The sequence below is a fragment of the Allobosea sp. P4_C6 genome, assembly GCF_056402015.1.
Genome location: NZ_JBFUIF010000001.1, coordinates 327442 through 349465 on the forward strand (window position 1 = coordinate 327442; position 22024 = coordinate 349465).

Below are 22024 nucleotides of genomic sequence, written 5' to 3' on the forward strand. Positions count from 1 at the left end.
TGGCAAGCCTTCAAAAAAAGCCTCAGACGGACTGCGTCTGTCCGTCGCGCAGCCGCCCGACTGCATGCAGAAGCGGGGCCGCGAGCGCGCCATTGCTGGCAATCAGCATGCCATGCACGGGAGTGGGGCGGTTATAGGCGACAGCCCCTCCGGTGGCGTCGCTGAGCCGCCCGCCGGCCTCGCTCAACACGAGGTCGGCCGCTGCGAGGTCCCAGTCGCGTGCATCGGACGAGATCAGCCCGGCGTCGATCGTGCCGTCGGCGATGCGCGTCAGCCTGAGCGCGAGCGAGGGGATCTTGGCGGCTGCCTCGAACTGCTCGAACTGCGCCAGCGCGTCGAGCATCGGCTTGGGCCCGGCAATCCTTGCGCCGGTAAGGCTACCGGCCGGCGAGGTTCGAATAGTGTCGCCGCTGCGCTTCGCGCCGCCGCCGCGCAGTGCCGTATAGGTCGCGTCGCAGGCGGGGGCGTGGACAATGCCGAGGACCGGCTCCCCGGCGTCCAGCAGCGCGACACAGACGGCCCAGTCCGGCGAGCCGCTCATGAAGGCGCGTGTGCCGTCGATCGGATCGACGACCCAGACGAAGCGGTGCGACAGGCGCAAGGCGTCGTCGACCGTCTCCTCGGAGAGCCAGGCAGCTTCCGGCAACAGGGCCGACAGGCGAACGCGCAGGAAGGTGTCGACGCCGATATCGGCCTCCGTCACCGGCGAGCCGCCGCTCTTGGACCATGTGCGTGCCACCGTCTGCGCGCCCGGGCGGAAGAGATCCAGTGCGAGGGCCCCGGCTTCCAGGCAGCTTTCGCAGGCCGCCTTCATCAGCTCGCCCGCGATCGGTAGCGTCATTGCACTCATGCCCTTCGTATCGGTCGCGAAAGTTGCGGTTTCAAGCCGAAAATGCGGGCGGGTTGCGAAAGATTCCGTCAAGCATCAGAGCTGAAACAAGCACAACGGACCGCGCCAGGGGCGAAAACACCATCCTTTAACCCAACACCTTAAGCGCTCGGACACGGCTGGCGACCATCCTCATCTGGCAAGCACGAGAGCCCCGGCATCGACAGAGGGCTCCGTAGCAGCAGGGATTGAGAGAGGCGTTATAACCGATGGCCAGCGTCACGCCGGCTGCCGGGGAGGGTGGCTTTGCGCCGCATCTCCCCGGCGGCTCGACAACCACAGCGATCGTTTCCAGCAACCCGATGCCGGCCCGGCCGGTGGCGCCCGCGATCGAGCGCCTGGCTTCCGTGCGGATCCTGCGCGGCTCCGCCAATTGGCGCGGGGTCGCGTTGCGTCTCGCCAACCCGGCGGGTGACGACGAGCGTTTCGAGCTTGCGCTGACGGCCGGCGATGGCCGCTCCATCGTGGTCGCCTGTGCCGAAGAGGCCGATGCCGTCGCTCTCTGGCGTGATTTCGGCCGCGCCAGCGGCTTGCCGTTGTTGCTCGAGACTGCTGACGGCGTGGTGAGCGAACCCTTCCCGCAGATCGGCCGCGTCGCGCTGGGCCCGGTGCGGATCAGGCGTCGCCACGGCCTGCTCAATGGCCGTCGCCCCCGTTTCCTGACGCGTCGCAAGACCGGGCGGATCGCGGAGCTGCCGGTGATCGTTTCCGGCGACAGGCTGACCGACTAACTTGCCAGCAGCGCCCGGCTGATCGTGTCGAGCGCCAGCCCGGCGGCCAGCAGCAGCCCCGCATTGCGGTTCGAGCGGAACAGCACCAGGGCCTCGGGCGAGCTCGCGCCCGCAAGGCGCGTGACCTGCCGGCCGAGATGAGCGGCGAAGGCGGCGAGCCCAAGCCAGGCGAAGGCACCGCCACCGACGAGCCAGATCGCGATACCGGTGAGCGCCACCGCCAGCCCGAAGCAGAGCGCCACGGCCTCGCGCGTATGATCGCCGAAATAGCGGGCGCTCGACTTGATGCCGGCGATGACGTCGTCCTCGATGTCCTGCATCGCATAGATCGTGTCGTAGCCGACCGTCCAGGCGATCGCTGCCGCATAGATCAGATAGGCTGGCGGATCGAGCCGTCCGAAGACGGCGCTCCAGCCCAGCAGCCCACCCCAGGAGAAGGCCAGCCCGAGCACGAACTGGGGCATGTTCGTGATCCGCTTCATGAAGGGATAGATCGCGACGATCGCCAGCGAGCCGATGCCGAGCAGGATCGTGAAGCGGTTGAACTGCAGCAGCACGGCAAGCCCGCCGAGCGACAACGCGATCATGAACAGCGCGGCGGCCTTGGCCGTCACTTGCCCGGACGGCAGCGGCCGGCCGCGCGTGCGCGCCACCTCGGCATCGAGCTTGCGATCGATGATGTCGTTGAAGGTGCAGCCGGCTCCGCGCATCAGGACCGCGCCTACCAGGAAGAGCAGGCTGTGCCAGGGATCGGGATAGGGCCGGCCGGCGGCGATCGCGGCGAGCCCCGCCGCCCACCAGCACGGCAGCAGCAGGAGCCACCAGCCGATCGGCCGCTCGATACGGGCGAGCTTCAGAAAGGGACGGGTCGCGCGTGGCGCCCACGTATCGACCCAATGCCCTTTTAGCGCGTCGGGCAGGACGGTGTCAGTTCCGGGAGTGGCGTGGAGCGGTGCCGGCTCCGGCATGATCGGCTCGCCGGTTAGAGCGCGCCTTGCGGAACGCGCAGGCCACCGCCGGCGCCACTCGTGATCGAATCGGCGCCGCCAAACGGATTCGCGCCCTGCGCCTGCTGCTGGGCCCGCCGCTGCATCACGGCCTGCTGTTTGACCGCATTGCAGGCCTGGCCGCGGAACGTCAGAACTTTCTGATTGTCGGTCTTCATGCCGTCGATGAAGGAAGGCGGAATCTGGCACCAATCCTGGTTCGCAGTGGCGAACTTGATGGCCGACTCGCCGTTGTTGGCCAGCCGGCCGAAGGTGCTGCAGGCTTCCTGCGGCGTCATCTTCTTCTTGGCCTTCTGGGAAGCCTGGAGCCGGGCGACGATCGTCTGGCGCTCGACGAGCAGCTTCTGGATCTGCTCGCAGCCGGAAACCTGGGCGCTGGCGGGTGCGGCGGACAAGAACGAAGCCACGGCGAGGCCGACCGTCGCGACTACGCCTGATGCCATCCTGCGCCGCATGATGTTCCTCTCCAGCTTGCCGGCCGGGTCTGGCCGATCTTTAAATATGTCCTTAACAGCAGGGCGCTGTTAACGCGAACGACCCTAGCGAGTCTACTCTTCGTATGTCGGAAGTGGCTCGCTGCTAATCGATGATTGTGGCGTTTTTCACGCCGCTCTCAACAGCTTTACCCTTTTGCGGAGACGCCTGCCCACATGTCCGTCCCAGATTTCGCCCGCCATCGGCTCTTCATCGATGGAGCCTTGGTACCGGGTGTGGCGCTTCCGCTGGAGCGCGAGCAGGCGAACTATCTGCTCAACGTCCTGCGCTTCAAGGCGGGCGATACGGTGCTCGTCTTCAACGGCCGCGACGGAGAATGGCTGGCGAGCGTCGTGCCAGAGGGACGCAAGCAGGCGACGCTCGCCCTCGTCAAACAGGTGAAGCCGCAGCCGCCTGCGGGGGATCTGCACTGTCTCTTCGCACCGCTGAAGCATGCCCGCCTCGATTATATGGCGCAGAAGGCGGTCGAGATGGGGGCAAGCGTCCTCCAGCCGGTCATCACCCGGCGCACGCAGGTTTCGCGTCTCAACCTCGACCGCATGCGCGCCAATGCCATCGAGGCGGCGGAGCAATGCGGAATCCTGAGCCTGCCCTCCGTCGAGGCCGAAATGCCGCTGCAGGCCGCTCTTGCTTCTCTGGCGCCGGAGCGGCTGCTGATCTTCTGCGACGAGGCCGCGGGGGAGGCGAGTCCCATAGCGGCACTGGCGGAGCGGGAACCGGCACCGCTGGCGGTTCTGATCGGACCGGAGGGCGGCTTCGACGAGGCCGAACGGCAGTTGATCAGGTCTCGGCCGAACACCCTGCCGATCTCGCTCGGCCCGCGCATCCTGCGCGCCGATACCGCGGCGGTCGCCGCGCTCGCCGTGGTCCAGGCCACGCTCGGGGACTGGTCCCGGCGCTGAGCGGAACGCCGGCGCCCCTGCGACGTTCATCAGGCGGGGCATGCGTGGCTGCCGGACAAGGGCCGACTGCGTCCCCGTGTGATGAAACCGATCGGGACGGATTGATGGCTGCGCAGCGCTTCGGAATCGAGGAAGAGTATTTTCTGGCGGATGCCGCAAGCCGCGGCGCCGTGCGCAAGGTGCCGCCCGCCTTCATCGACGATGCGCAAAAAGCCTTGCCGGATGAAGTGCAGCGGGAGATGCTGCAATCGCAGATCGAAGTCGCGACCGCGATCTGCACCACGATGGGCGAAGCGCGATCGGCGCTCGCAAGGCTCCGTTCGGGATTGGCAGATATAGCCGGACGGCACGGCCTGCTGCTGCTGGCTTCCGGCACGCATCCCAGCGCGATCTGGTCGCGGCAGCGCGTCACCGAGGCCGCTCGCTACGATCGCCTGATGCAGGAACTGCAGATGATCGGCAGCCGCAACCAGCTCTGCGGGCTGCATGTGCATGTCGAGGTGCCCGACGAGGACGAGCGTATCCGGCTGATGGCGCGGATCATGCCGTATCTGCCGCTGCTGCTGGCGCTCTCGACCTCATCCCCCTTTTGGCAGGGGCGGCGCACCGGGCTGATGGGCTATCGCCTCGCCGCCTATGCCGAGTTGCCGCGCACCGGATTGCCGGAACTCTTCGTCGAGCCGGACGAGTATCGGTCCTATATCGCGGCACTGGTGAATTCCGGTGCGATCAAGGACGAGAGCTACATCTGGTGGGCCATGCGGCCCTCGATGCGCCATCCCACGCTGGAGCTGCGCATCGCCGACAGCTGCACCCGCCTCGAGGACACGCTTGCGATCGCCGCGCTCTATCGCTGCCTCGTCCGCTATCTCCTGCGCAACCCGGCGGTGAATGCGAGGCCGGCGCCGGCGACGCGCGGCATGCGCTGGAGAACTTCTGGCGGGCGCAGCGCTACGGCATCCATGGCGGCTTCATCGATGGCGCCGGCACCGGCATGCGCCCGGTCGCGGATATCGTGGAAGGCTGGATCGGCCGCCTGGCGGAGGATGCCTCGGCGCTCGGCTGCGAGGCCGAGCTGGCGCGGTGCGGTGTCATCGCTCGCGACGGCACCAGCGCCGACCGGCAGCTCGCGACACACGAAGAGTCCCGCCAGCGCGATGGCGACCAAGCGGCGCTGGCCGCGACGGTCGATTGGATCGCCGCCGAAACCCGCCGCGTTGGGGGCGTGGAGTGCGGCGAAGAGGCAGCGCAGGGCCTGCTTCGCGCCGGCTGAACGGCTTGCCGGCAACTCCGAGGCCTGCTGCCAGCGCCGGACGGCCTTTCGCGAATGCAAGGACCGGGTCGTTGTCGAGCGTTCTGCGCTCGCCTATGTGTGTCCTCCCGCACCTGCTGCCCCCGGCTTCCACCGGTGGGCTGCGGGTCCTTCATGTCTGTTCTGCCGGAGCACCCATGGCTCGCGACGTGTCCGATTCGACCCCGATCGGTTCGAAGGATGAACTGGTCTCCTGGATCGCAGCCGGCGAGAAACCGGAATCCGCTTTCCGGATCGGCACCGAGCACGAGAAGTTCCCGTTCTACCGCAGCGATCTCGCGCCCGTTCCCTATGAGGGGCGCGCCGGAGCTGGCGGCATCCGTGCGCTGCTGGAAGGCATGCAGCAGCGCCTCGGCTGGGAGCCGATCCTCGATGCCGGCAACATCATCGGCCTCGCCGGCCCCGATGGCGGCGGCGCGATCTCGCTGGAGCCGGGCGGCCAGTTCGAATTGTCGGGCGCACCCCTGGCCACGCTGCATGAAACGCAGAGCGAACTCGCTGCGCATATCGCCGACGTGAACGCCGTCGCTGCCCCCCATGGCATCGCCTTCACGGCGCTGGGCGCATCTCCGCTCTGGACGCGTGCCGAAACGCCGATGATGCCCAAGGGCCGTTACAAGATCATGGCGAACTACATGCCGAAGGTCGGCACGCACGGCCTCGACATGATGTTTCGGACCTGCACGGTGCAGGTCAATCTCGACTTCGCCACCGAGGCCGACATGGTGCGCAAGCTCCGTGTCTCGCTCGCCCTGCAGCCGTTGGCGACGGCGCTGTTCGCCTCTTCGCCCTTCCTCGAGCGCAGGCTCAACGGCTTCCAGTCGATGCGCTCCGAGATCTGGCGAGATACCGACAATGCGCGCTCGGGCATGATCGCCTTCGCCTTCGACGAGGGCATGTCCTACGAGGGTTATGTCGACTGGGCGCTCGATGTGCCCATGTATTTCGTCAAGCGCGGCGATACCTATCATGACGTGGCCGGCGCCTCTTTCCGCGATCTGCTCGCCGGCAAGCTGCCGCAATTGCCGGGCGAGCGTGCGACCATCTCGGACTGGGCCAATCATCTCTCGACGCTGTTCCCGGAAGTCAGGCTGAAGCGCTTCCTCGAGATGCGTGGCGCCGATGCCGGCCCCGCCGACATGCTGACCGCTCTGCCGGCGTTCTGGGTGGGGCTGCTCTACGACCAATCGGCCCTCGATGCCGCCTGGGACATCGTGAAGGGCTGGAGCGCGGAAGAGCGCCAGGCGCTCCGCGATGCCGTTCCCAAGAAAGGGCTTGCCGCGACGATCGCGGGCCGCAAGCTGAGCGAGATCGCGGCCGAGGTGGTCGAACTCTCGCGCGCCGGTCTCGTCCGGCGCGCCAGCCGGAACGCTGCGGGCCAGGACGAGAGCGTCTTCCTGGCGCCTGTGCATGAGATCGTGGCGCGCCGCCAAAGTCTCGCAGAACGCCTGGAGGAGCGCTTCCGCTCTGCCTGGAACGGCAAGGTCGAGCCGGTCATGACCGAGCTGAGCCTTTAGCTCGACACGCAGGCTCACGCCGGAATCGTGATTTCCGGCGCATTCTGCCGCCGAAATTAACGAGTTGGCGGAAACTTCATGCATAACCTAACGGCATGAAGCAGATCGGCGCCAGCTTTGCGGGGTTCTTGAGCGACGAGCGTGGCGCCACGTCGATCGAGTACGCTTTTATCGCCAGCCTGGTTTCGATCGTCATCCTCGGTGCCGTCACGCTGATCGGCACGCGCCTCAACACACTGTTCGAGGGCGTTGTCCCCGGCCTCGGGAAATAGCCCGCCGATCGGGGCCTCGCCTTATTCCGCCGCCGTCTTGAAGCTCGCCAGATTGTCCAGGCTCTGGATGATGTGCTCGGCCAGCGCGTTCGAGAGCACCGACGGGTCAAAACGGGTGCGCAGCAACCCGATCTTGCACGAGGGCAGGGTGGCGTAACCCTCGGACGGGCCGAGGATGCGCATGCCCGGCCTGACGGCGCTTTCCGGCAGCACCGAAACCGCCAGCCCCGCCAGCACCGCAGCGCCGACAGCCGTCGAGTTCCAGCTGGCATAGAGCACGCGGAAGCGGCGTCCCTTCGACTCCAGCGCATCCACCGCGGCCTGTCGCCAGTTGCAGGTCGGCCGCCCCAGCGCCAGCGGCAACGGATCCTCCTCATGGACGCCATGGCGTGCCGAGGTGACCCAGAGCAACGGCTCGATCCGGATGATCTCGCCCTGACCGCGGCTCTCGACATGGGTGATGATGGCGAGGTCGATGTCGCCGGTCGCGATCCGCTCGGCCAGCATCGGGGTCGGCTCGCAGACGACCGTGACCTCGGCGCGCGGGTTCGAATGGGCGAAGCGGGCGAGGATCTCCGGCAGATAGCGGTCGGCATAGTCGTCGGGCACGCCGAGGCGAATGCGGCCCTTGAGGTCGGCATCGGCGAAGGAGGCGACGCATTCGAGGTTCAGCCGGACGATGCGGCGGGCATAATCGAGCAGGCGCTCGCCATCTTCCGTCAGCTTGGCGTGGCGACCGTCACGCCCGAACAGGGGGCGGCCGACACGCTCCTCGAGCCGCTTCATCTGCATCGAGACCGCCGACTGCGTCTTGAAGACGATCTCGGCGGCGCGGGTGAAGGAGCCGGTATCGGCGATGGCGACAAAGGTCTTGAGCTGATCGGCATCGAGCACATGGGCCATTGGCGATCCCCATCCACTGTTCATCAATTTCAGTGTTGCGAGACATCATAACCATTCGTTTGGCTGATGACCAGAGCCTCGATATGGTCTTCGTAATCTCCGAGTTCCCCCAGTCAATGGTGAGTCCGGACCGGGAGGAGATGCCGAACCATCCTTTCACCCGTCCGCCCCAGGAGGCCGTCATGCTGCTCATGACCATTGCCGCGAAGTCGCTCTCGTCCGTTTCGGTTGGGATCACGCGCATTGCCACGGTGGGTTTCGGCGGGATTGCCCAATTCGTTCGCGCCGTCATCCACCGTCGCGAGGTGATGCGCCTCGCCGAGCTCGACGAGCGCGGTCTCAAGGACATCGGGCTCGTGCGCTCCGATATCGCCGGTGCGCTGGCGACGCCGTGGTTCAAGGACCCGTCGGCCGTCCTCGCGGATCGTTCGCAGGCGCTGACGGACACGGCCGCGGCCCGCCGTGAGCACGCGCTTCTCCATGCGCCGGCCCACCCGAAACGGGCGGCCAACATCGATCTAGCGGTTGCACGCTGCGCCTGACCCCTTGGCGCCAGCGTCCCTGCGGGCGGGAGCTTCGTGCTTCCGCCCTTTTTTATGTCTTGGTTGACGGTTTCCTTCGCCGAATAACGTAAATTTCACCATTCTGACGGAAATCTGCCCACGGGTGCCGCCATGCTGGCGGCCGCGTTGAACGTGGGCTGTCGGCATGAAACTGTCATTGCGCCTGAAGGACATGCGGATCCGCACGAAGATCGCGATCCCGCTCATCGCGATGGGCCTGATCGGGCTGGGCACCGCGATCTACGCCGGCAACGAATACGCCCGTATCCAGAAGACCTATTCGGACCTGATCGATCAGCGCGCCACTGCGATCCTCGACTCGGCCCAGTCGACCCTGGCGACCAGCTACATCCTGCGCGATCTCTACAAGGCGATCGCCTATCCCGAATTCATGAAGCAGAACGCCACGAGCATCGAGGATGTCCGCAAGGGCTACGATCTCGCGCTGCAGCAGCTCACCAACGCCAAGATCAGCTTCCCCGAGAAGCATGCCGAGTTCGACGGGCTGGCGCGTCGGATCACCGAGCTCAAGTCCAAGATCGACGACGTGACCAAGCAGGCCTCGCGCGACGAGGACCTGCCGGCGCTCTCGGTGATGTCGGAGCTGGACCGGGCCTTCGGAACGATCATCGCCGACGCCGTAAAGCTGAACGGCGAGATCAAGGGCGATACGCTGACGGCCGCACACGTGCTCGATGCCGAGGCGCAGCAGCTCGACTGGCTGATGCTGGTGTTGACCCTCGCCGGCACCTTGCTCGGCCTTGCCGGCGCGATGCTGCTCGCCCGGCAGTCGATCACCAGGCCGCTCGACCAGCTCAAGGAGCGGATGGCGGACCTTGCGGCCGGCAACTACGCGGTCGAGATCGACGGCCAGGTGCGGCGCGACGAGCTCGGCGCCATGGCGCGGACCGTGCAGGTCTTCAAGGAGAACGGCCTTGCCGTGCAGCGCCTCGAAGCCGAGACGGCGGAGAGCCGTGACGCTTCGGAGACCGAGCGCCGCATCGTCGAGCAGGAGCGCATCGCCCGCTCGCATGAGCAGGATCGCCTCGCCGCCGAGCAGCGCCAGGTGATGGAGGCTCTTGCCGAAGGGCTCGACCGGCTGTCGCGGGGCGACCTGACCTGTCGCATCGATGCCGAGCTGGCGGCGGAATACGAGAAGCTGCGCGACGACTTCAATCTCGCGGTCGGCCATCTGGCCGAGACGATCCGCACGATCCAGGCGACATCCGGCGACGTCAGCAATGCGGCGCTGGAGATCAACACCGGCGCCGACGACCTGTCCAAGCGCACCGAGGAGCAGGCCTCCTCGCTCGAGGAGACGGCCGCCACGACCGAGCAGCTCGCGGCTTCGGTCAAGGCGTCCGCCCAGTCTTCCCGTCAGGCGGTGGCGCTCGCCGACGAGGCGATGGATGTCGCCCGCAAGGGCGGCGTTATCGTTCAGGATGCTGTCGACGCCATGGCGCGCATCGAGGCGGCCTCCCGCAAGATCTCCGACATCACCACGGTGATCGACGAGATCGCCTTCCAGACCAATTTGCTGGCCCTCAACGCCGCGGTCGAGGCCGCACGCGCCGGCGACGCGGGCAAGGGTTTCGCGGTCGTCGCCTCGGAGGTGCGGACGCTCGCCCAGCGCTCGGGCGAAGCTGCCAAGGACATCACCACGCTGATCACCGAATCCGGGGCGGAGGTGGCGCAGGGCGTCGGCCTCGTCCGTTCGGCCGGCGCCGCGCTGGAACGCATCGTCGATGCTTCGCGGAAGGTGTCCGCCACCGTCTCGGAGATCTCCGCCGCCGCGACTGAGCAGTCGCACGGCATCGACGAGATGAGCCAGGCCGTCGCCCATATGGACGAGATGACCCAGCAGAACGCGGCGCTGGCCGAGGAGAGCGCGGCTTCCGCAACGGCGCTCGCCAACCAGATCGAGCGCCTCAACGATCTCGTCGCCAGCTTCCGGACGCGCGATGACGTCACGGCGCTGCGCGGCATCGCAGCCACGATGGCCTCACCGCAGGGCGATGACGGCTGGGATCAGCGCCTGCGCGCCTGAGCCCTCACTTCAGCAAGCCGGGCCGGACGGAAGAGTCCGGCCGCACGCCCGGGCGATCTCAGCGGCGCCCCTGGCCGCCGCCAAGCATGGCATCGAGGATCGACTTCAGCGCGTTCTGGTGGTCGTCCTGAATCTGGCGGCCGTGCTCGAACATCTGGTTGAGTGCGTCGAGACCGATCGAGCCGGGTCCGGCGGCCGAAGACGAGGGCGGCGCATCGTCCGGTTCGGGCGCGGGCGGAGCGGGTGCGCGCCGGGGCGGGGCGCTCCGTGGCGCGGGCGCCGGATCAGGCTCGGGGGCAGCGCCGCCGAACATGCCGCCGAGGATCTGGCCGAACGCGCCGCCGAACGGATCGGTCGGCGTCGGCTGGGGATTGGCCTGCGGCGGGCCGGCAGCCTGGCCGAACATGCCCTTCAGGATCGCGTCGAACGGATTGACGGGCGCCTGAGGCTGCGGCGGCGGGGGCTGCATCCCCGGCATCTGGCCGCGCATCATCTCGGCGAACTGGCCGAGAATGCCGCCGAGGCCTTGATTGCTGGTCGACTTGAACAGACCGCCCATCAGCATCGAGGCGATGATCGGGAGCATCTGCTTCAGGATCGCCTGGCTGACGCCGCTGGTCGCGGCCGCCTGCACGGCAATAGCCTGGCTGACCTCGGGGGAGCCGAAGAGCTGGCTCAGCACGTTGTTGCCGGCCGTCTGCGCGCCCGATGGAATGCCGCCGCCGGCCGCCTCGAAGAAGCGGGCATAGGGCGAGGCCGTCATCATCTGCGCCAGTGAGCCGAAGGCGTAGGGGTCGTGCGTCTGCCGCTGCAGCCCCATCGAGAAAGCCGGAAGCAGCGCGTCGAGCGCGGCCTGGGTCTGCTGCATGTTCAGTCCGTACTGTCGGGCGAGGTTCTGCATCGCCTGCCCGTTCTGGGCCGATTGCATGATATCGAACAGGTTCACCATCGGCGCCTCCCGGCCGGCACTAGCTCCGTGCCTCGGCCGACGATAGCAGGGTGTCGTTGGCTGGCAAATCGTGGGCGGCCCGGCGTTGTGCCGCCTCCCGTTCCAGCCGGCTGATGCCGCGATAGGCGAAGACCAGCGCCAGCACGCCGAAGGCGACGGCTCCCAGCGCCGAGCCGGCGAGCGCGCCCTTCGGCCCGGCGAGATGCGCACCGAGGATGGCGAACGGCATCGTGCCGAGCGTGGCGCGGCCCCAGCTGAACAGCGTCGACAGGAACGGCATGCCGAGATTGTTGAAGGCGGCGTTCGCGACGAAGAGCATGCCGACGAACAGCCACATCGGGCCGGCGATCAGGCAGAAGAACTCGACCAGCTCCGCCGTCAGCCCGGTGGCATGGAAGGCGGTGACGATGGTGCCGCGCAGCGCATAGAGCAGCAGCCAGGAAATCAGGACGCAGGCCCCCGCGAAGATCGCGGAATCGGTCAGGCCGCGCCGCATCCGGTCGAAGCGCCCGGCCCCCCAGTTCTGACCGAGGATCGGCCCGACTGCCCCGGACAGCGCGAACAGCACGCCGAAGGCGACCGGCACCAGCCGGTCCATGATGGCCAGCGCCGCAACCGCCGCATCGCCGAAGCGGGCGACCACGCCGGCAAAGACGGCATTCGCGATCGGGTTGGAGAGATTGGTCAGGATCGCCGGTCCCGCGATGGCGAAGGTCCGGGCACTGTCCTGCCGCAGGAAGCTCAACTTGGGCCGCGCCATCATGGCGTGGACGATCACAGTGCCGTGGAAGCCGATGGCGACGATGATGATCCGGGCCAGCACGATCGCGATCGCGGCGCCGTCCGGTCCCAGGCCGAAGCCGAAGATCAGCAGCGGGTCGAGCCCCGCAGTGGCGATGCCACCGCCGAGCGTCACGAACATCGCGCGCCGGGCGTCGCCGATGGCGCGCAGGATGCCGGAAAAGCCCATGCCTACGGCCATCAAGATGTTCGAGGGCAGCACGATGTGCAGGAAGGAGAGGGCGATCGCATGCGACTGGTCGCGCGCACCGAGCAGGGTGAGCAGGCGCGGCAATAGCGGCAGGGCGATCAGCGACAGCACGAGGGCGACGAGCGCCGCCAGCACCATGGTCGAGGATGCGATGCGCCGCGCGGCCTGCCGATCGCCGGCGCCGATACTGCGGGAAGTCAGGGCGGTGATGGCGATCATCAGCCCGACATTCACCGATACCATCAGATAGAGCACGATGGTGGCAAAGCCGACGCCGGCGGTCGCCTCCGGCCGCCCGAGCCAGGAGACGTAGAGCAGCGACAGGAGGTCGACGACGAAGACGGCCATCAGGCCGATCGAACCCGTCGCGGTCATCACCGCGACATGGCGCATCAGCGGGCCCTCGACGAAGACGGCCCGAGCCGGCCGGACAGAGGCGTTCGTCACAGTTCGGGCTCTCCGACGCCGCCGACCGAGACCTCGGCCCCGCCATCGGCGATGACCTGCTCGGTCTCGGCATTGAGGGCCTTGGACTTGCCCTTCGGCTTGACGATCGGCTCCGGCGTGACGCGCGGCACGCGGTTCAGCGCGGCGGCGATCCCTTCGCTGAACTGGATCTCCATGCGCTGGGCGTCGCGATCGCGGACATGGTCGATGACGAAATCGGCCTCGTCGTGGCTCAGGCCGAGAGCTTCCAGCGTCACGCGCCCGAAACCGAGCGCCGATTCGAAAGTCTCGCGCATCTGGTAGTCGACATTGGCCTTCATCAGCTCGATGGCGTGGATCCTGTCGAAGGCCCGGACATGGACGCGGACATTGGGAAACTCGGCCTTGATCATCTCCACGATCCGGAGGGCCGCGTCCTTGTCGTCGACGCAGACGCAGACCACCTTCGCTCGTCCGGCCCCGGCGGCGCGCAGCACGTCGAGGCGCGTCCCGTCGCCGTAATAGACCTTGAAGCCGAACCGGGCCGCGGCCCGGATCTGCTCGACGTCGGAGTCGATCACCGTGATGTTGATGTGCTGCAGCAGCAGCGCCTGCGTCACCACCTGTCCGAAGCGGCCGAAGCCGACCACCATCACCTGGCTGTCGCTGGTCCCCTCATAATCCTCTTCCATCGTCTCCGGTGTGATGCGCGCCAGCAGCACGGCGTCGATCAGCTTGGCGACGACCGGGCCGAGCAGCATGCTGATGGCAGCCAGAGCGGTGGCCATCGCTGCCTGTTGCGGGTTCAGCAGCCCCTGGGCCAGGCCGAGCGGCACAAGCACGAAGGCGAATTCGCCGGCCGGGGAGAGCAGCGCGCCGGCCCGGATCGCCTCGAGCCAGCTCGAACAGGAGATTCTCAGGATCGAGGTGACGACGACGATCTTGAACAGCACGAGCAGCGGCGCCGCCACGGCCAGCAGCATCCAGTTGGCGGCCACCAGCCGGAGATCGAGCGACATGCCGACCGCCATGAAGAACAGCCCGAGCAGCACGCCGCGGAACGGCTCGATGTCTGCCTCCAGCTCATGCCGGAAATGCGAGTCGGCCAGCATCACGCCGGCGAGGAAGGCGCCCATCGCCATCGACAGCCCGACATGTTCCATCAGCAGCGCCGCGCCGAGCACGATCAGCAGGGCCGCGGCCGTCATCACATCCTTGGCGCCGGTATTGGCCAGGATGCGGAAGAACGGGTTCATGACGTAGCGCCCGGCCAGCACAATCAGCACCAGGGCGAAGAGCGCGATGCCGAGGCTGGCGAGCGCTCGCATCGGGCTGCCGGCTTCCGCGCCGCCGGTGGTGGCGAGCAGCGGCAGCAGCGCCAGCGCCGGAGCGATCGCCATGTCCTGGAACAGGAGGATCGAAAAGGTCCGCCGGCCGTAAGGCTCGCTGGCGTCGCCCCGTTCCTGGAGCTGCTGCAGCGCGATCGAGGTCGCCGACAGTGCCAGCGCCACGCCCACCGCGACCGCGCCCGCGGCGGAAAGGCCGAACCACCAGCCGAAAAGCCCGATGCCGGCGGCGCTGAGCGCCATCTGCGCCAGGCCCGTGCCGAGAATGTCCTTGCGCATCGAATAGAGCCGCGCCGGCTGGAGTTCGAGCCCGACGAGGAAGAGCAGCAGCACCACGCCGATCTCGGCCGTACTGCGGATCGCGTCGGGGTCCTTGATGACGCCGAGGATCGACGGGCCGATGACGATGCCGGCGGCGAGATAGCCGAGAACGGCCGATTGCCCGAGCTTGCGAAAGAGCGGGACGGCGATCACCGCCGCGGCGCAGAAGGTCAGGATCGGCGGCAGGTAGCTGACATGCGAGGCGGCGTCGGCCATGCGGAACTCGTGATCGGGAGCGGGCGTGCGGTGGGTTGGATTGCGGTCGTGCGGTGCGACCGGCCATGACCTATCTAGGCTCTGGGCGGCGATCCTGCGAGGGGCAATCGGCGCGAAGGCGCAGGCCGCGCGGTTTCGCTTCCTTGACATCGCCCCGATCCCGCCGAAAGAAGACCTGGACCGATTGGAGTTTGCCCCGCGCGTGACCAAGCCGCCGCTCGACATTCTGCTCTGTGCCCCGCGCGGCTTCTGCGCCGGGGTCGTGCGCGCCATCGACGCGGTCGAGAAGGCGCTCAACCTGCATGGCGCGCCGGTCTATGTCCGCCACGAGATCGTCCATAACAAATACGTCGTCGAATCCCTGAAGCGGAAAGGCGCGGTCTTCGTCGCCGAATTGTCGGAGGTACCGGACGCGACCCGGCCGGTGATCTTCTCGGCCCATGGTGTCGCCAAGGCGGTTCCGGCCGAGGCGAAGTCCCGCCATCTCTTTGCCATCGACGCGACCTGCCCGCTGGTGACGAAGGTCCATCGCGAGGCGGAGGTCCATCACAAGCGCGGGCGCCATATCCTGCTCGTCGGCCATGCCGGCCACCCCGAGGTCATCGGCACGATGGGCCAGCTCCCCGTGGGCGCCATCACGCTGATCGAGACGCTGGACGACGTTGCGACGCTGAGCCCCCCGGCCGGCCAGCCGCTCGCCTATGTCACCCAGACCACGCTTTCGGTCGACGATACCCGCGAGATCGTCGAGGCGCTTCAGGCCCGTTTCCCGGACCTGATCGCCCCGCACAAGGAAGACATCTGCTACGCCACGACGAATCGCCAGGAAGCGGTGAAGCGCGTCGCCCCGCAGGTCGAGGGGCTGATCGTCGTCGGCTCGCCCAACTCCTCGAACTCGCAGCGCCTGCGCGAGGTCGCCGAGCGCGCCGGTTGCCCGGTCGCGCGGCTCGTCCTGCGCACCGACGAGATCGACTGGTCGGTCTTCGGCAACATCCGCAGCCTCGGCATCACCGCGGGCGCCAGCGCGCCCGAAGTGCTGGTCGAGGAGATCATCGACGCCTTCGCCGAGCGCTACGAGGTCCGCGTCGAGACCGTCTCGACCGCCGACGAGAACGTCTTCTTCCCGCTGCCGCGCGAATTGCGCGGCGAGGCGGCGCCAGCCGCGGCCGAATAATTCCAGCAGAAGCATTTTCGAGCGAAGCGGGCATCGGTTCGCGTGAAGAAAATGCGACAGACCAAAGTAAGAGAGCCCGATCTTGGCCGTCTATACCGAAGTGCCCGATGACGAGATGGCCGCCTTCGTGGCGCGCTACGGCATTGGCGAACTGCTTTCCGCCAAAGGCATCGCCGAAGGCGTGGAGAATTCGAACTATCTGATCCACACCACGCAGGGCACCTACATCCTCACCCTCTACGAGAAGCGGGTGAATCCGGACGATCTGCCGTTCTTTCTCGGCCTGATGCAGCATCTTGCCGGTCGCGGCCTGATCTGCCCCCAGCCGGTCGAGGACAGCCGCGGCGAGATGCTCGGCCGCCTGGCAGGGCGCCCGGCAGCGATCGTCACCTTCCTCGACGGGCTTTCGGTCCGCCGCCCCACAGCCGCCCATTGCCAGGAACTCGGCCGTGGCCTCGCTTTGATGCACGAGGCCGGCGCGGATTTCACGATGGAGCGGGTCAATGCGCTCTCCGTGCCGGGTTGGCGGCCGCTGGCGCATCAGGCCGGCCCCGATGCCGACAAGGTCTCCCCGGGCCTCGCCCGCCGGATCACGGCCGAGATCGCCGTGCATGAGGCGAGCTGGCCCAAGGATCTGCCGCGCGGCGTGATCCATGCCGATCTCTTCCCCAACAACGTCTTCTTCATCGGCAGCCGCCTGTCCGGGCTGATCGACTTCTACTTCGCCTGCACCGACGCCTATGCCTACGACCTCGCGATCTGCCTGAACTCCTGGTGCTTCGAGGCCGATGGCTCGTTCAACCTGACCAAGGGCCAGGCCCTGCTCGCCGGCTACGAATCCGTCCGCCCGCTGAACGAGGCGGAGATCGCGGCGCTGCCGCAGCTCTGCCGCGGCTCGGCCCTGCGCTTCCTGCTGACGCGGCTGGTCGACTGGCTGAACGTGCCGGCCGGCGCCCTGGTCAAGCCGCATGATCCGCTCGAATACGACCGCAAGCTCGCCTTCCACCAGCGCGTGCTCGATGCCCGCGAATATGGGCTGAAGCGATGAGCGATACGGTCGAGGTCTGGACGGACGGTGCCTGCTCCGGCAATCCCGGGCCCGGCGCGCTTGGGGCTTGCCCCATTCGCGCCACCAAAAATCGCCGGGACCTGCCATGAGCGATACGGTCGAAGTCTGGACGGACGGTGCCTGCTCCGGCAATCCCGGTCCCGGCGGCTGGGGGGCGATCCTCAACTATAACGGCGTCGAGAAGGAGCTTTCTGGCGGCGAGGAAATGACGACCAACAACCGCATGGAGCTGATGGCGGCGATCGCGGCGCTGGAGGCGCTGAAGCGGCCCTGCACGGTCGCGCTCCACACCGACAGCCAGTATCTGCGCCAGGGCATCACCGGCTGGATCCATGGCTGGAAGAAGAACGGCTGGAAGACCGCCGATAGGAAGCCGGTCAAGAATGTCGAACTCTGGCAGCGCCTCGAAACGGCGCTGGGCCGGCACAAGATCGAATGGAAATGGGTCAAGGGCCATGCCGGAGACGAGATGAACGAGCGCGCCGACGCGCTGGCGCGCGCGGGCATGGCGCCGTTCAAGCCGGCGCGGTAGAGCCTCCTGATTTCTGACGGAAGCAGAACGTCATCCCGGACAAGCTGCGCAGCAGCGCCGATCCCGGATCCATCGTAGAGTTCCGGAGCCCTCCGATGGATCATGGCTMAAGGCCGGGATGGCGCCGTGGTTCCGAGAAAACGTAGCGTGCGCTGGTCTGGATCGCCACACGTCATCGGACGCGCCAACGGCCGCGTCGTAGCTTTCGACAGGTCATCAGTAGGGAGCGCCTGTCGGGCACTCCCTGCTGATCGAAGCCTTTCGACGTCGCGGTGTTAGCCGGCCGGCTTTACGCGGCCTGCGAACTCATCCTCGGCGTTACGTTCTGGTTCATGCGGAACAGGTTCGAAGGGTCGTAGCGCTGTTTCAGCGTGGCAAGGCGATGATAGCTGCCGCCATAGGCCTCCTGAACGCGATCCATCTCGTCGGCCGGCATGAAGTTGATATAGGCAGTCCCGGCGGAAAGCGGTCTTGTCGCGTCGAAGAGCTCTCGCGCCCAGCCGATGCAGGCCTGATCCATGGCCGGTTCGCGCCACCGCGCATGAACGTTCATGACGAAATGGGAACTGCGTTGCGGAAACGCCGTGGCATCGGCGGCGACACGGCCCGCTGCGCCCCCGACATGAGCGATGAAGATCTCGCATTCCGGGCTCGGAAGATGGCTCGCCGCGCCGATCAGCAGACGGATCGTCGTGTCCGACAGCTCGGCGAAGTCGTGGCTCTTCCAGTAGTTGCGGGCGCCGGGTGCGAGCAGGGGGTCGAAAGCCTGTTGCCATGCCGTGAACGGCGTGGCTCCCACCACATCGGCGATCGGCGTGCCGATCGAGCGCAGCCTGGCGGTCGCCTTGTTGCCTTCGGCGATGTCGCCGCAATAGCACATGGCAAGGATGAGCACTTCCTTGCCGTGCCACTCCGCCGGGAGGAACGGCAGGGGCGGTGCCTGCCGCATCACGGCCCAGCACGTCAGCTCGTCCGGCGCGAGTTCGAGCGCCTGCCGGTATTCCCTCAGAACCGTTTCGGCTTCGCTGAAGGGGTGGACGACGAGGCCCGACAACACCTGCGGGCCGAATTTGTGAAGGCGGAACTCGAACGCGGTCACCACTCCGAAATTGCCGCCGCCGCCACGCAACGCCCAGAACAGGTCTGGATCCTGCGCTTCGCTGACTCGCCGGAGCTCGCCATCGGCTGTGACCACCTCGACCGACACCAGGCTATCCAGCGTCAGGCCGAACTTGCGTGTGATCCAGCCGAAGCCGCCGCCCAGCGTCAGCCCGGCGATGCCGGTCGTCGAATTGATGCCCGTCGGCACGATGAACCCGGCCGCCTGGGTTTCCCTGTCGACATCGGCGAGAAGCGCCCCCGGCTCGACCCATGCACGCTCTGACGCCGCATCGACGCGAACGGACTTCATCTGCGACAGATCGATCATCAGGCCGCCGTCGCAGACGGCGTTTCCGGCAATGCCATGTCCGCCGCCCCGCACCGAGACGAGCAGCCCGTTGTCGCGTGCGAAGCGGACCGCGCTGACGACATCGGCCGCGGCCATGCAGCGTATGATCAGGCCGGGCCGGCGATCGACCATCCCATTCCAGATCGCGCGTGCCTCGTCATAGGCTGCGTCACTTGCGTCGAGGATGCTGCCGCGGAGTTGGGAGGCCAGCATTTCGATGGCCGAGGCACTGATGGTCTTCTTGCCGGCCGCCAGTGTCGTAAGGCTATGAGCAGTCATGATAGCGCCTCCCGAATGAGTTTTTGTGGTTCGGCCCGATGGCCGCCGGCACTGTGAGCCCATTCGTGGTTCCGCTCCGTGATGCAGATCACACGGGAAGTGCACAGCGGGAAACGCCGAAAACCCCTCTCCTATGCGGGAGAGGGGCTGCCATGGTTACAGCGCTTGCGTTTCGGATGCCCGTTGATCCGGGGGTGAAGGTTGGAGTGGGATGCGCCCGCCTCAGCGCCAGCCGAGTCCGGGCGCGACGTGCTTCAGGATCGCCTCGAGCACATGGGCGTTATAGTTGACGCCGAGCTGGTTCGGCACGGTCAGCAAGAGCGTATCGGCCTCGGCGATCGCCTCGTCCTTGGCCAGCTCCTTGATCAGCTTGTCCGGTTCGGCGGCGTAGCTGCGCCCGAAGATGGCGCGGGTGTTCTCGTCGATGAAGCCGACCTGATCGTCGCTCTGGTCTCCGCTGCCGAAATAGGCGCGGTCGCGATCGTCCACCAGCGCGAAGATGCTGCGGCTGACCGAGACGCGCGGCTGGCGCGCATGCCCCGTCTCCTTCCACGCTTCGCGATAGGCGCGGATCTGCTTCGCCTGCTGGATGTGGAAGGGCTCTCCCGTCTCGTCGTCCTTGAGCGTCGAGCTCTGCAGGTTCATGCCGAGCTTGGCGGCCCAGACGGCAGTCGCGTTGGAACCGGCGCCCCACCAGATGCGCTCGCGCAGGCCTTCGGAGTGAGGTTCGAGCCGCAGCAGTCCCGGCGGATTGGGGAACATCGGGCGCGGATTGGGCTGCGCGAAGCCCTGGCCACGCAGCACGTCGAGGAACACCTCCGCATGGCGCCGGCCCATATCGGCGTCGCTCTGGCCCTCGGCGGGCTCGTAGCCAAAATGGCGCCAGCCATCGATGACCTGCTCGGGCGAGCCGCGGCTGAGGCCGAGCTGGAGGCGTCCGCCGGCGATCAGGTCTGCCGCGCCGGCATCCTCCGCCATGTAGAGCGGGTTCTCGTAGCGCATGTCGATCACGGCGGTGCCGATCTCGATCCGCTTCGTCTTCGCGCCGATGGCGGCCAGCAGTGGGAAGGGCGAGGCCAGTTGCCGCGCGAAATGGTGGACGCGGACATAAGCGCCGTCAGCGCCGAGCTCCTCGGCGGCGACGGCAAGATCGATCGACTGCAATAGGGCATCGCCGGCCGAGCGCGTGCCGGATTGTGGCGAGGGCGACCAATGGCCGAACGAAAGAAAGCCGATCTTCTTCATGATTCCCAACCTGCCGGCCACCGCGAGGGCGATCACTCCCCCCGATATAGTGCGGTTCGCGGCAAGGCGCGCGTGCGCTCCTGCACGCTCGCGTCTGCGCCGGTGCCATCAGGACGTCATGCTCGGGCTCGACCCGAGCATCTCCTGAAGGAAAGGCAACTCTTTCGGCACGAGATTCCCGGGCCAGCCCGGAACGACGCCTTGCCGCTCAAGCCAAGGGCTGGCGATAGACGATGAAGCCCGATTTGTCGGCGACCTTGTTGTAGAGTTCCTGCGCCTGCAGGTTGCTCTCATGCGTCTGCCAGTAGACGCGGAAGCAATTCTTCTCGCGCGCCATCTCGTTCACGGCTTCGATCAGCTTGCGCCCGACGCCGGTGCCGCGGGCTTCCGGCACGGTGAACAAATCCTGCAGGTAGCAGATATTGCGCTCGCTCCAGGTCGAGCGGTGGATCACCCAGTTGGTCATGCCGAGCGCCTCGTCGCCGCGCAGGGCGATGAAACCGCCCATGGGCTCCTGGCCACCGGTCAGCCGGTCGAAGGTGACGGCGTCGAGTTCGGCCGGCAGCGTCGCCTTGTAGAAGGTCAGGTATCCCCGCCAGAGCGGCGTCCAGGCGGCGCGGTCGGCAGCGGTCAGCGGGCGAATGACGATGTCGGACATGCGGGTCTCTCCTCCGGCGCAGACGCTATCCGGCAGTCCGGCACTTGTCTCATGACAAGCCGAGATCGGATCGATCACGTGCGGGAAGAGGGGAGACGGGATGTGGTTGGGATGACGGGCAGTCGGCCCGTTGCGGACCTTAGTCGCGCATCATCAGGACCTATTGGGACGGTTCGCCGAGCCAATCGACAATTAACATCACGAGGCTAACCAGCATGATGACGATGGCCGGCAGCGCGACCCATGGAGCGATAACCTCCGCGACAGTGTGCGTCCCGTTACCACCGAAATTCCAACATGCGGTCAATGACGACAACAAAGCGATCAAGCTTGACCAACCTAAAGTTCGGCGCGTTATCTCGAAAGCCCGCTGCTTCATGGAAAGATCTCTCAAATCACCACAACGACTTGTCGTCTCTAGGCGCGTCGTATGATGTCCGTCGCGGCCGTTGGTTACAACAACGCGTTAACGTTTGCTATCGACGGCGGGCTCAACTGATCGCCGCAACACACTCGGCGAACCTCTCGGCTGGGGTTTGATAGAGCAAGGTCTTTCTGGGCCGTTCGTTGAGCTGACGGGCGATGGCGCTGAGCTGGGCCTGGCTTTGCAGGGACAGGTCGGTTCCGTGGGGAAGATACTGGCGCAGGAGCCGGTTGGTGTTCTCGTTCGAGCCACGTTGCCAGGGTGACCTGGGATCGCAGAAGTAGACCTCGACGTTCGAAGCGAGGG

The 22024-nt window shown here is 66.8% G+C and carries 20 protein-coding genes and 1 pseudogene; 10 read left to right on the top strand and 11 right to left on the bottom strand.

Annotated features, from left to right (window positions below; translation table 11 throughout):
- Nucleotides 1-22: 22 nt before the first annotated feature.
- Nucleotides 23-841, bottom strand: a complete 819-nt coding sequence (locus AC1DVA_RS01585; protein ID WP_476804771.1) for a 3'(2'),5'-bisphosphate nucleotidase CysQ — start codon at nt 839-841, stop codon at nt 23-25.
- Nucleotides 842-1098: 257 nt separating this feature from the next.
- Here AC1DVA_RS01585 and AC1DVA_RS01590 point away from each other — a divergent pair, with 257 nt between their 5' ends.
- Nucleotides 1099-1620, top strand: a complete 522-nt coding sequence (locus AC1DVA_RS01590) for a DUF6101 family protein (RefSeq protein WP_476804750.1) — start codon at nt 1099-1101, stop codon at nt 1618-1620.
- On the opposite strand, the gene ubiA is transcribed toward AC1DVA_RS01590, so the two are convergent.
- Together ubiA and AC1DVA_RS01600 are read right to left on the bottom strand one after the other, a co-directional pair.
- Nucleotides 1617-2588: a 4-hydroxybenzoate octaprenyltransferase gene (gene ubiA / locus AC1DVA_RS01595; RefSeq protein WP_476804751.1), complete on the bottom strand. Its 972-nt coding sequence runs from the start codon at nt 2586-2588 to the stop codon at nt 1617-1619. The genes AC1DVA_RS01590 and ubiA overlap by 4 nt on opposite strands.
- Nucleotides 2589-2602: 14 nt before the next feature.
- A complete protein-coding gene (locus tag AC1DVA_RS01600; RefSeq protein WP_476804752.1) occupies nt 2603-3082 on the bottom strand; it encodes a hypothetical protein in 480 nt (159 codons plus the stop codon).
- Nucleotides 3083-3277: 195 nt separating this feature from the next.
- Here AC1DVA_RS01600 and AC1DVA_RS01605 point away from each other — a divergent pair, with 195 nt between their 5' ends.
- The 4 genes and pseudogenes from AC1DVA_RS01605 (at nt 3278) to AC1DVA_RS01620 (ending at nt 7125) form a co-directional block, all read left to right on the top strand.
- Nucleotides 3278-4024: a 16S rRNA (uracil(1498)-N(3))-methyltransferase gene (locus AC1DVA_RS01605; RefSeq protein WP_476804753.1), complete on the top strand. Its 747-nt coding sequence runs from the start codon at nt 3278-3280 to the stop codon at nt 4022-4024.
- A 104-nt stretch (nt 4025-4128) separates the two neighbouring features.
- Nucleotides 4129-5297: pseudogene (locus AC1DVA_RS01610) on the top strand (carboxylate-amine ligase).
- A 176-nt stretch (nt 5298-5473) separates the two neighbouring features.
- The gene (locus AC1DVA_RS01615; RefSeq protein ID WP_476804754.1) at nt 5474-6853 is read left to right on the top strand and encodes a glutamate--cysteine ligase; all 1380 of its coding nucleotides are present in this window, start codon (nt 5474-5476) and stop codon (nt 6851-6853) included.
- 95 nt (nt 6854-6948) lie between these two features.
- Entirely contained in the window at nt 6949-7125 is a 177-nt protein-coding gene (locus tag AC1DVA_RS01620) for a Flp family type IVb pilin (RefSeq protein ID WP_265052198.1), read from the top strand.
- Between the two features lie 21 nt (nt 7126-7146).
- On the opposite strand, the gene AC1DVA_RS01625 is transcribed toward AC1DVA_RS01620, so the two are convergent.
- Nucleotides 7147-8028, bottom strand: a complete 882-nt coding sequence (locus tag AC1DVA_RS01625; protein WP_265052199.1) for a LysR substrate-binding domain-containing protein — start codon at nt 8026-8028, stop codon at nt 7147-7149.
- 182 nt (nt 8029-8210) lie between these two features.
- Here AC1DVA_RS01625 and AC1DVA_RS01630 point away from each other — a divergent pair, with 182 nt between their 5' ends.
- Together AC1DVA_RS01630 and AC1DVA_RS01635 are read left to right on the top strand one after the other, a co-directional pair.
- Nucleotides 8211-8570: a DUF1127 domain-containing protein gene (locus tag AC1DVA_RS01630; protein WP_265052200.1), complete on the top strand. Its 360-nt coding sequence runs from the start codon at nt 8211-8213 to the stop codon at nt 8568-8570.
- A 166-nt stretch (nt 8571-8736) separates the two neighbouring features.
- Nucleotides 8737-10638 carry a methyl-accepting chemotaxis protein gene (locus tag AC1DVA_RS01635; protein WP_476804755.1) on the top strand — a complete coding sequence of 634 codons (1902 nt, stop codon included), beginning with the start codon at nt 8737-8739 and terminating at the stop codon, nt 10636-10638.
- A 58-nt stretch (nt 10639-10696) separates the two neighbouring features.
- Here the strand turns inward: AC1DVA_RS01635 and AC1DVA_RS01640 are convergent, their stop codons facing one another.
- From AC1DVA_RS01640 to AC1DVA_RS01650, 3 genes are read right to left on the bottom strand one after another with little or no spacing between them, the layout of a single operon-like run.
- Nucleotides 10697-11587 (bottom strand): DUF937 domain-containing protein, encoded by an 891-nt coding sequence (locus AC1DVA_RS01640; protein ID WP_476804756.1) that lies wholly within the window; start codon nt 11585-11587, stop codon nt 10697-10699.
- 19 nt (nt 11588-11606) lie between these two features.
- Nucleotides 11607-13025 (bottom strand): MATE family efflux transporter, encoded by a 1419-nt coding sequence (locus AC1DVA_RS01645; RefSeq protein ID WP_476804757.1) that lies wholly within the window; start codon nt 13023-13025, stop codon nt 11607-11609.
- On the bottom strand, nt 13022-14887 hold the full coding sequence (locus tag AC1DVA_RS01650) for a monovalent cation:proton antiporter-2 (CPA2) family protein (protein ID WP_476804758.1): 1866 nt from the start codon (nt 14885-14887) through the stop codon (nt 13022-13024). The genes AC1DVA_RS01645 and AC1DVA_RS01650 overlap by 4 nt, the downstream gene beginning before the upstream one ends.
- 202 nt (nt 14888-15089) lie before the next feature.
- Between AC1DVA_RS01650 and ispH the strand changes: the two genes are divergently transcribed.
- The 3 genes from ispH (at nt 15090) to rnhA (ending at nt 17662) form a co-directional block, all read left to right on the top strand.
- Nucleotides 15090-16061 (top strand): 4-hydroxy-3-methylbut-2-enyl diphosphate reductase, encoded by a 972-nt coding sequence (ispH, locus tag AC1DVA_RS01655; protein WP_265052205.1) that lies wholly within the window; start codon nt 15090-15092, stop codon nt 16059-16061.
- A gap of 82 nt (nt 16062-16143) precedes the next feature.
- Nucleotides 16144-17109: a homoserine kinase gene (locus AC1DVA_RS01660; protein ID WP_476804759.1), complete on the top strand. Its 966-nt coding sequence runs from the start codon at nt 16144-16146 to the stop codon at nt 17107-17109.
- Between the two features lie 106 nt (nt 17110-17215).
- A complete protein-coding gene (rnhA, locus tag AC1DVA_RS01665; protein ID WP_476804760.1) occupies nt 17216-17662 on the top strand; it encodes a ribonuclease HI in 447 nt (148 codons plus the stop codon).
- Nucleotides 17663-17951: 289 nt separating this feature from the next.
- On the opposite strand, the gene AC1DVA_RS01670 is transcribed toward rnhA, so the two are convergent.
- The 4 genes from AC1DVA_RS01670 to AC1DVA_RS01685 form a co-directional block, all read right to left on the bottom strand.
- Nucleotides 17952-19391: an FAD-binding oxidoreductase gene (locus tag AC1DVA_RS01670; protein ID WP_476804761.1), complete on the bottom strand. Its 1440-nt coding sequence runs from the start codon at nt 19389-19391 to the stop codon at nt 17952-17954.
- 222 nt (nt 19392-19613) lie between these two features.
- On the bottom strand, nt 19614-20636 hold the full coding sequence (locus tag AC1DVA_RS01675; protein WP_476804762.1) for an LLM class flavin-dependent oxidoreductase: 1023 nt from the start codon (nt 20634-20636) through the stop codon (nt 19614-19616).
- Nucleotides 20637-20844: 208 nt separating this feature from the next.
- Nucleotides 20845-21294 (bottom strand): N-acetyltransferase family protein, encoded by a 450-nt coding sequence (locus AC1DVA_RS01680; protein WP_476804763.1) that lies wholly within the window; start codon nt 21292-21294, stop codon nt 20845-20847.
- A 491-nt stretch (nt 21295-21785) separates the two neighbouring features.
- Nucleotides 21786-22024, bottom strand: a 239-nt coding sequence (locus AC1DVA_RS01685; protein ID WP_476804764.1) for an IS30 family transposase, incomplete at its 5' end; no start/stop codon positions are given.

Bases quoted from the DNA above. Each gene is read 5' to 3' on its own strand.
- AC1DVA_RS01670 (WP_476804761.1), bottom strand. From the start codon at position 19,391: ATGACTGCTCATAGCCTTACGACACTGGCGGCCGGCAAGAAGACCATC.
- AC1DVA_RS01640 (WP_476804756.1), bottom strand. From the start codon at position 11,587: ATGGTGAACCTGTTCGATATCATGCAATCGGCCCAGAACGGGCAGGCG.
- AC1DVA_RS01620 (WP_265052198.1), top strand. From the start codon at position 6,949: ATGAAGCAGATCGGCGCCAGCTTTGCGGGGTTCTTGAGCGACGAGCGT.
- rnhA (WP_476804760.1), top strand. From the start codon at position 17,216: ATGAGCGATACGGTCGAAGTCTGGACGGACGGTGCCTGCTCCGGCAAT.
- AC1DVA_RS01590 (WP_476804750.1), top strand. From the start codon at position 1,099: ATGGCCAGCGTCACGCCGGCTGCCGGGGAGGGTGGCTTTGCGCCGCAT.
- AC1DVA_RS01605 (WP_476804753.1), top strand. From the start codon at position 3,278: ATGTCCGTCCCAGATTTCGCCCGCCATCGGCTCTTCATCGATGGAGCC.
- AC1DVA_RS01675 (WP_476804762.1), bottom strand. From the start codon at position 20,636: ATGAAGAAGATCGGCTTTCTTTCGTTCGGCCATTGGTCGCCCTCGCCA.
- AC1DVA_RS01635 (WP_476804755.1), top strand. From the start codon at position 8,737: ATGAAACTGTCATTGCGCCTGAAGGACATGCGGATCCGCACGAAGATC.
- AC1DVA_RS01650 (WP_476804758.1), bottom strand. From the start codon at position 14,887: ATGGCCGACGCCGCCTCGCATGTCAGCTACCTGCCGCCGATCCTGACC.
- AC1DVA_RS01630 (WP_265052200.1), top strand. From the start codon at position 8,211: ATGCTGCTCATGACCATTGCCGCGAAGTCGCTCTCGTCCGTTTCGGTT.
- AC1DVA_RS01585 (WP_476804771.1), bottom strand. From the start codon at position 841: ATGACGCTACCGATCGCGGGCGAGCTGATGAAGGCGGCCTGCGAAAGC.
- AC1DVA_RS01600 (WP_476804752.1), bottom strand. From the start codon at position 3,082: ATGCGGCGCAGGATGGCATCAGGCGTAGTCGCGACGGTCGGCCTCGCC.
- AC1DVA_RS01680 (WP_476804763.1), bottom strand. From the start codon at position 21,294: ATGTCCGACATCGTCATTCGCCCGCTGACCGCTGCCGACCGCGCCGCC.
- ubiA (WP_476804751.1), bottom strand. From the start codon at position 2,588: ATGCCGGAGCCGGCACCGCTCCACGCCACTCCCGGAACTGACACCGTC.
- AC1DVA_RS01625 (WP_265052199.1), bottom strand. From the start codon at position 8,028: ATGGCCCATGTGCTCGATGCCGATCAGCTCAAGACCTTTGTCGCCATC.
- AC1DVA_RS01615 (WP_476804754.1), top strand. From the start codon at position 5,474: ATGGCTCGCGACGTGTCCGATTCGACCCCGATCGGTTCGAAGGATGAA.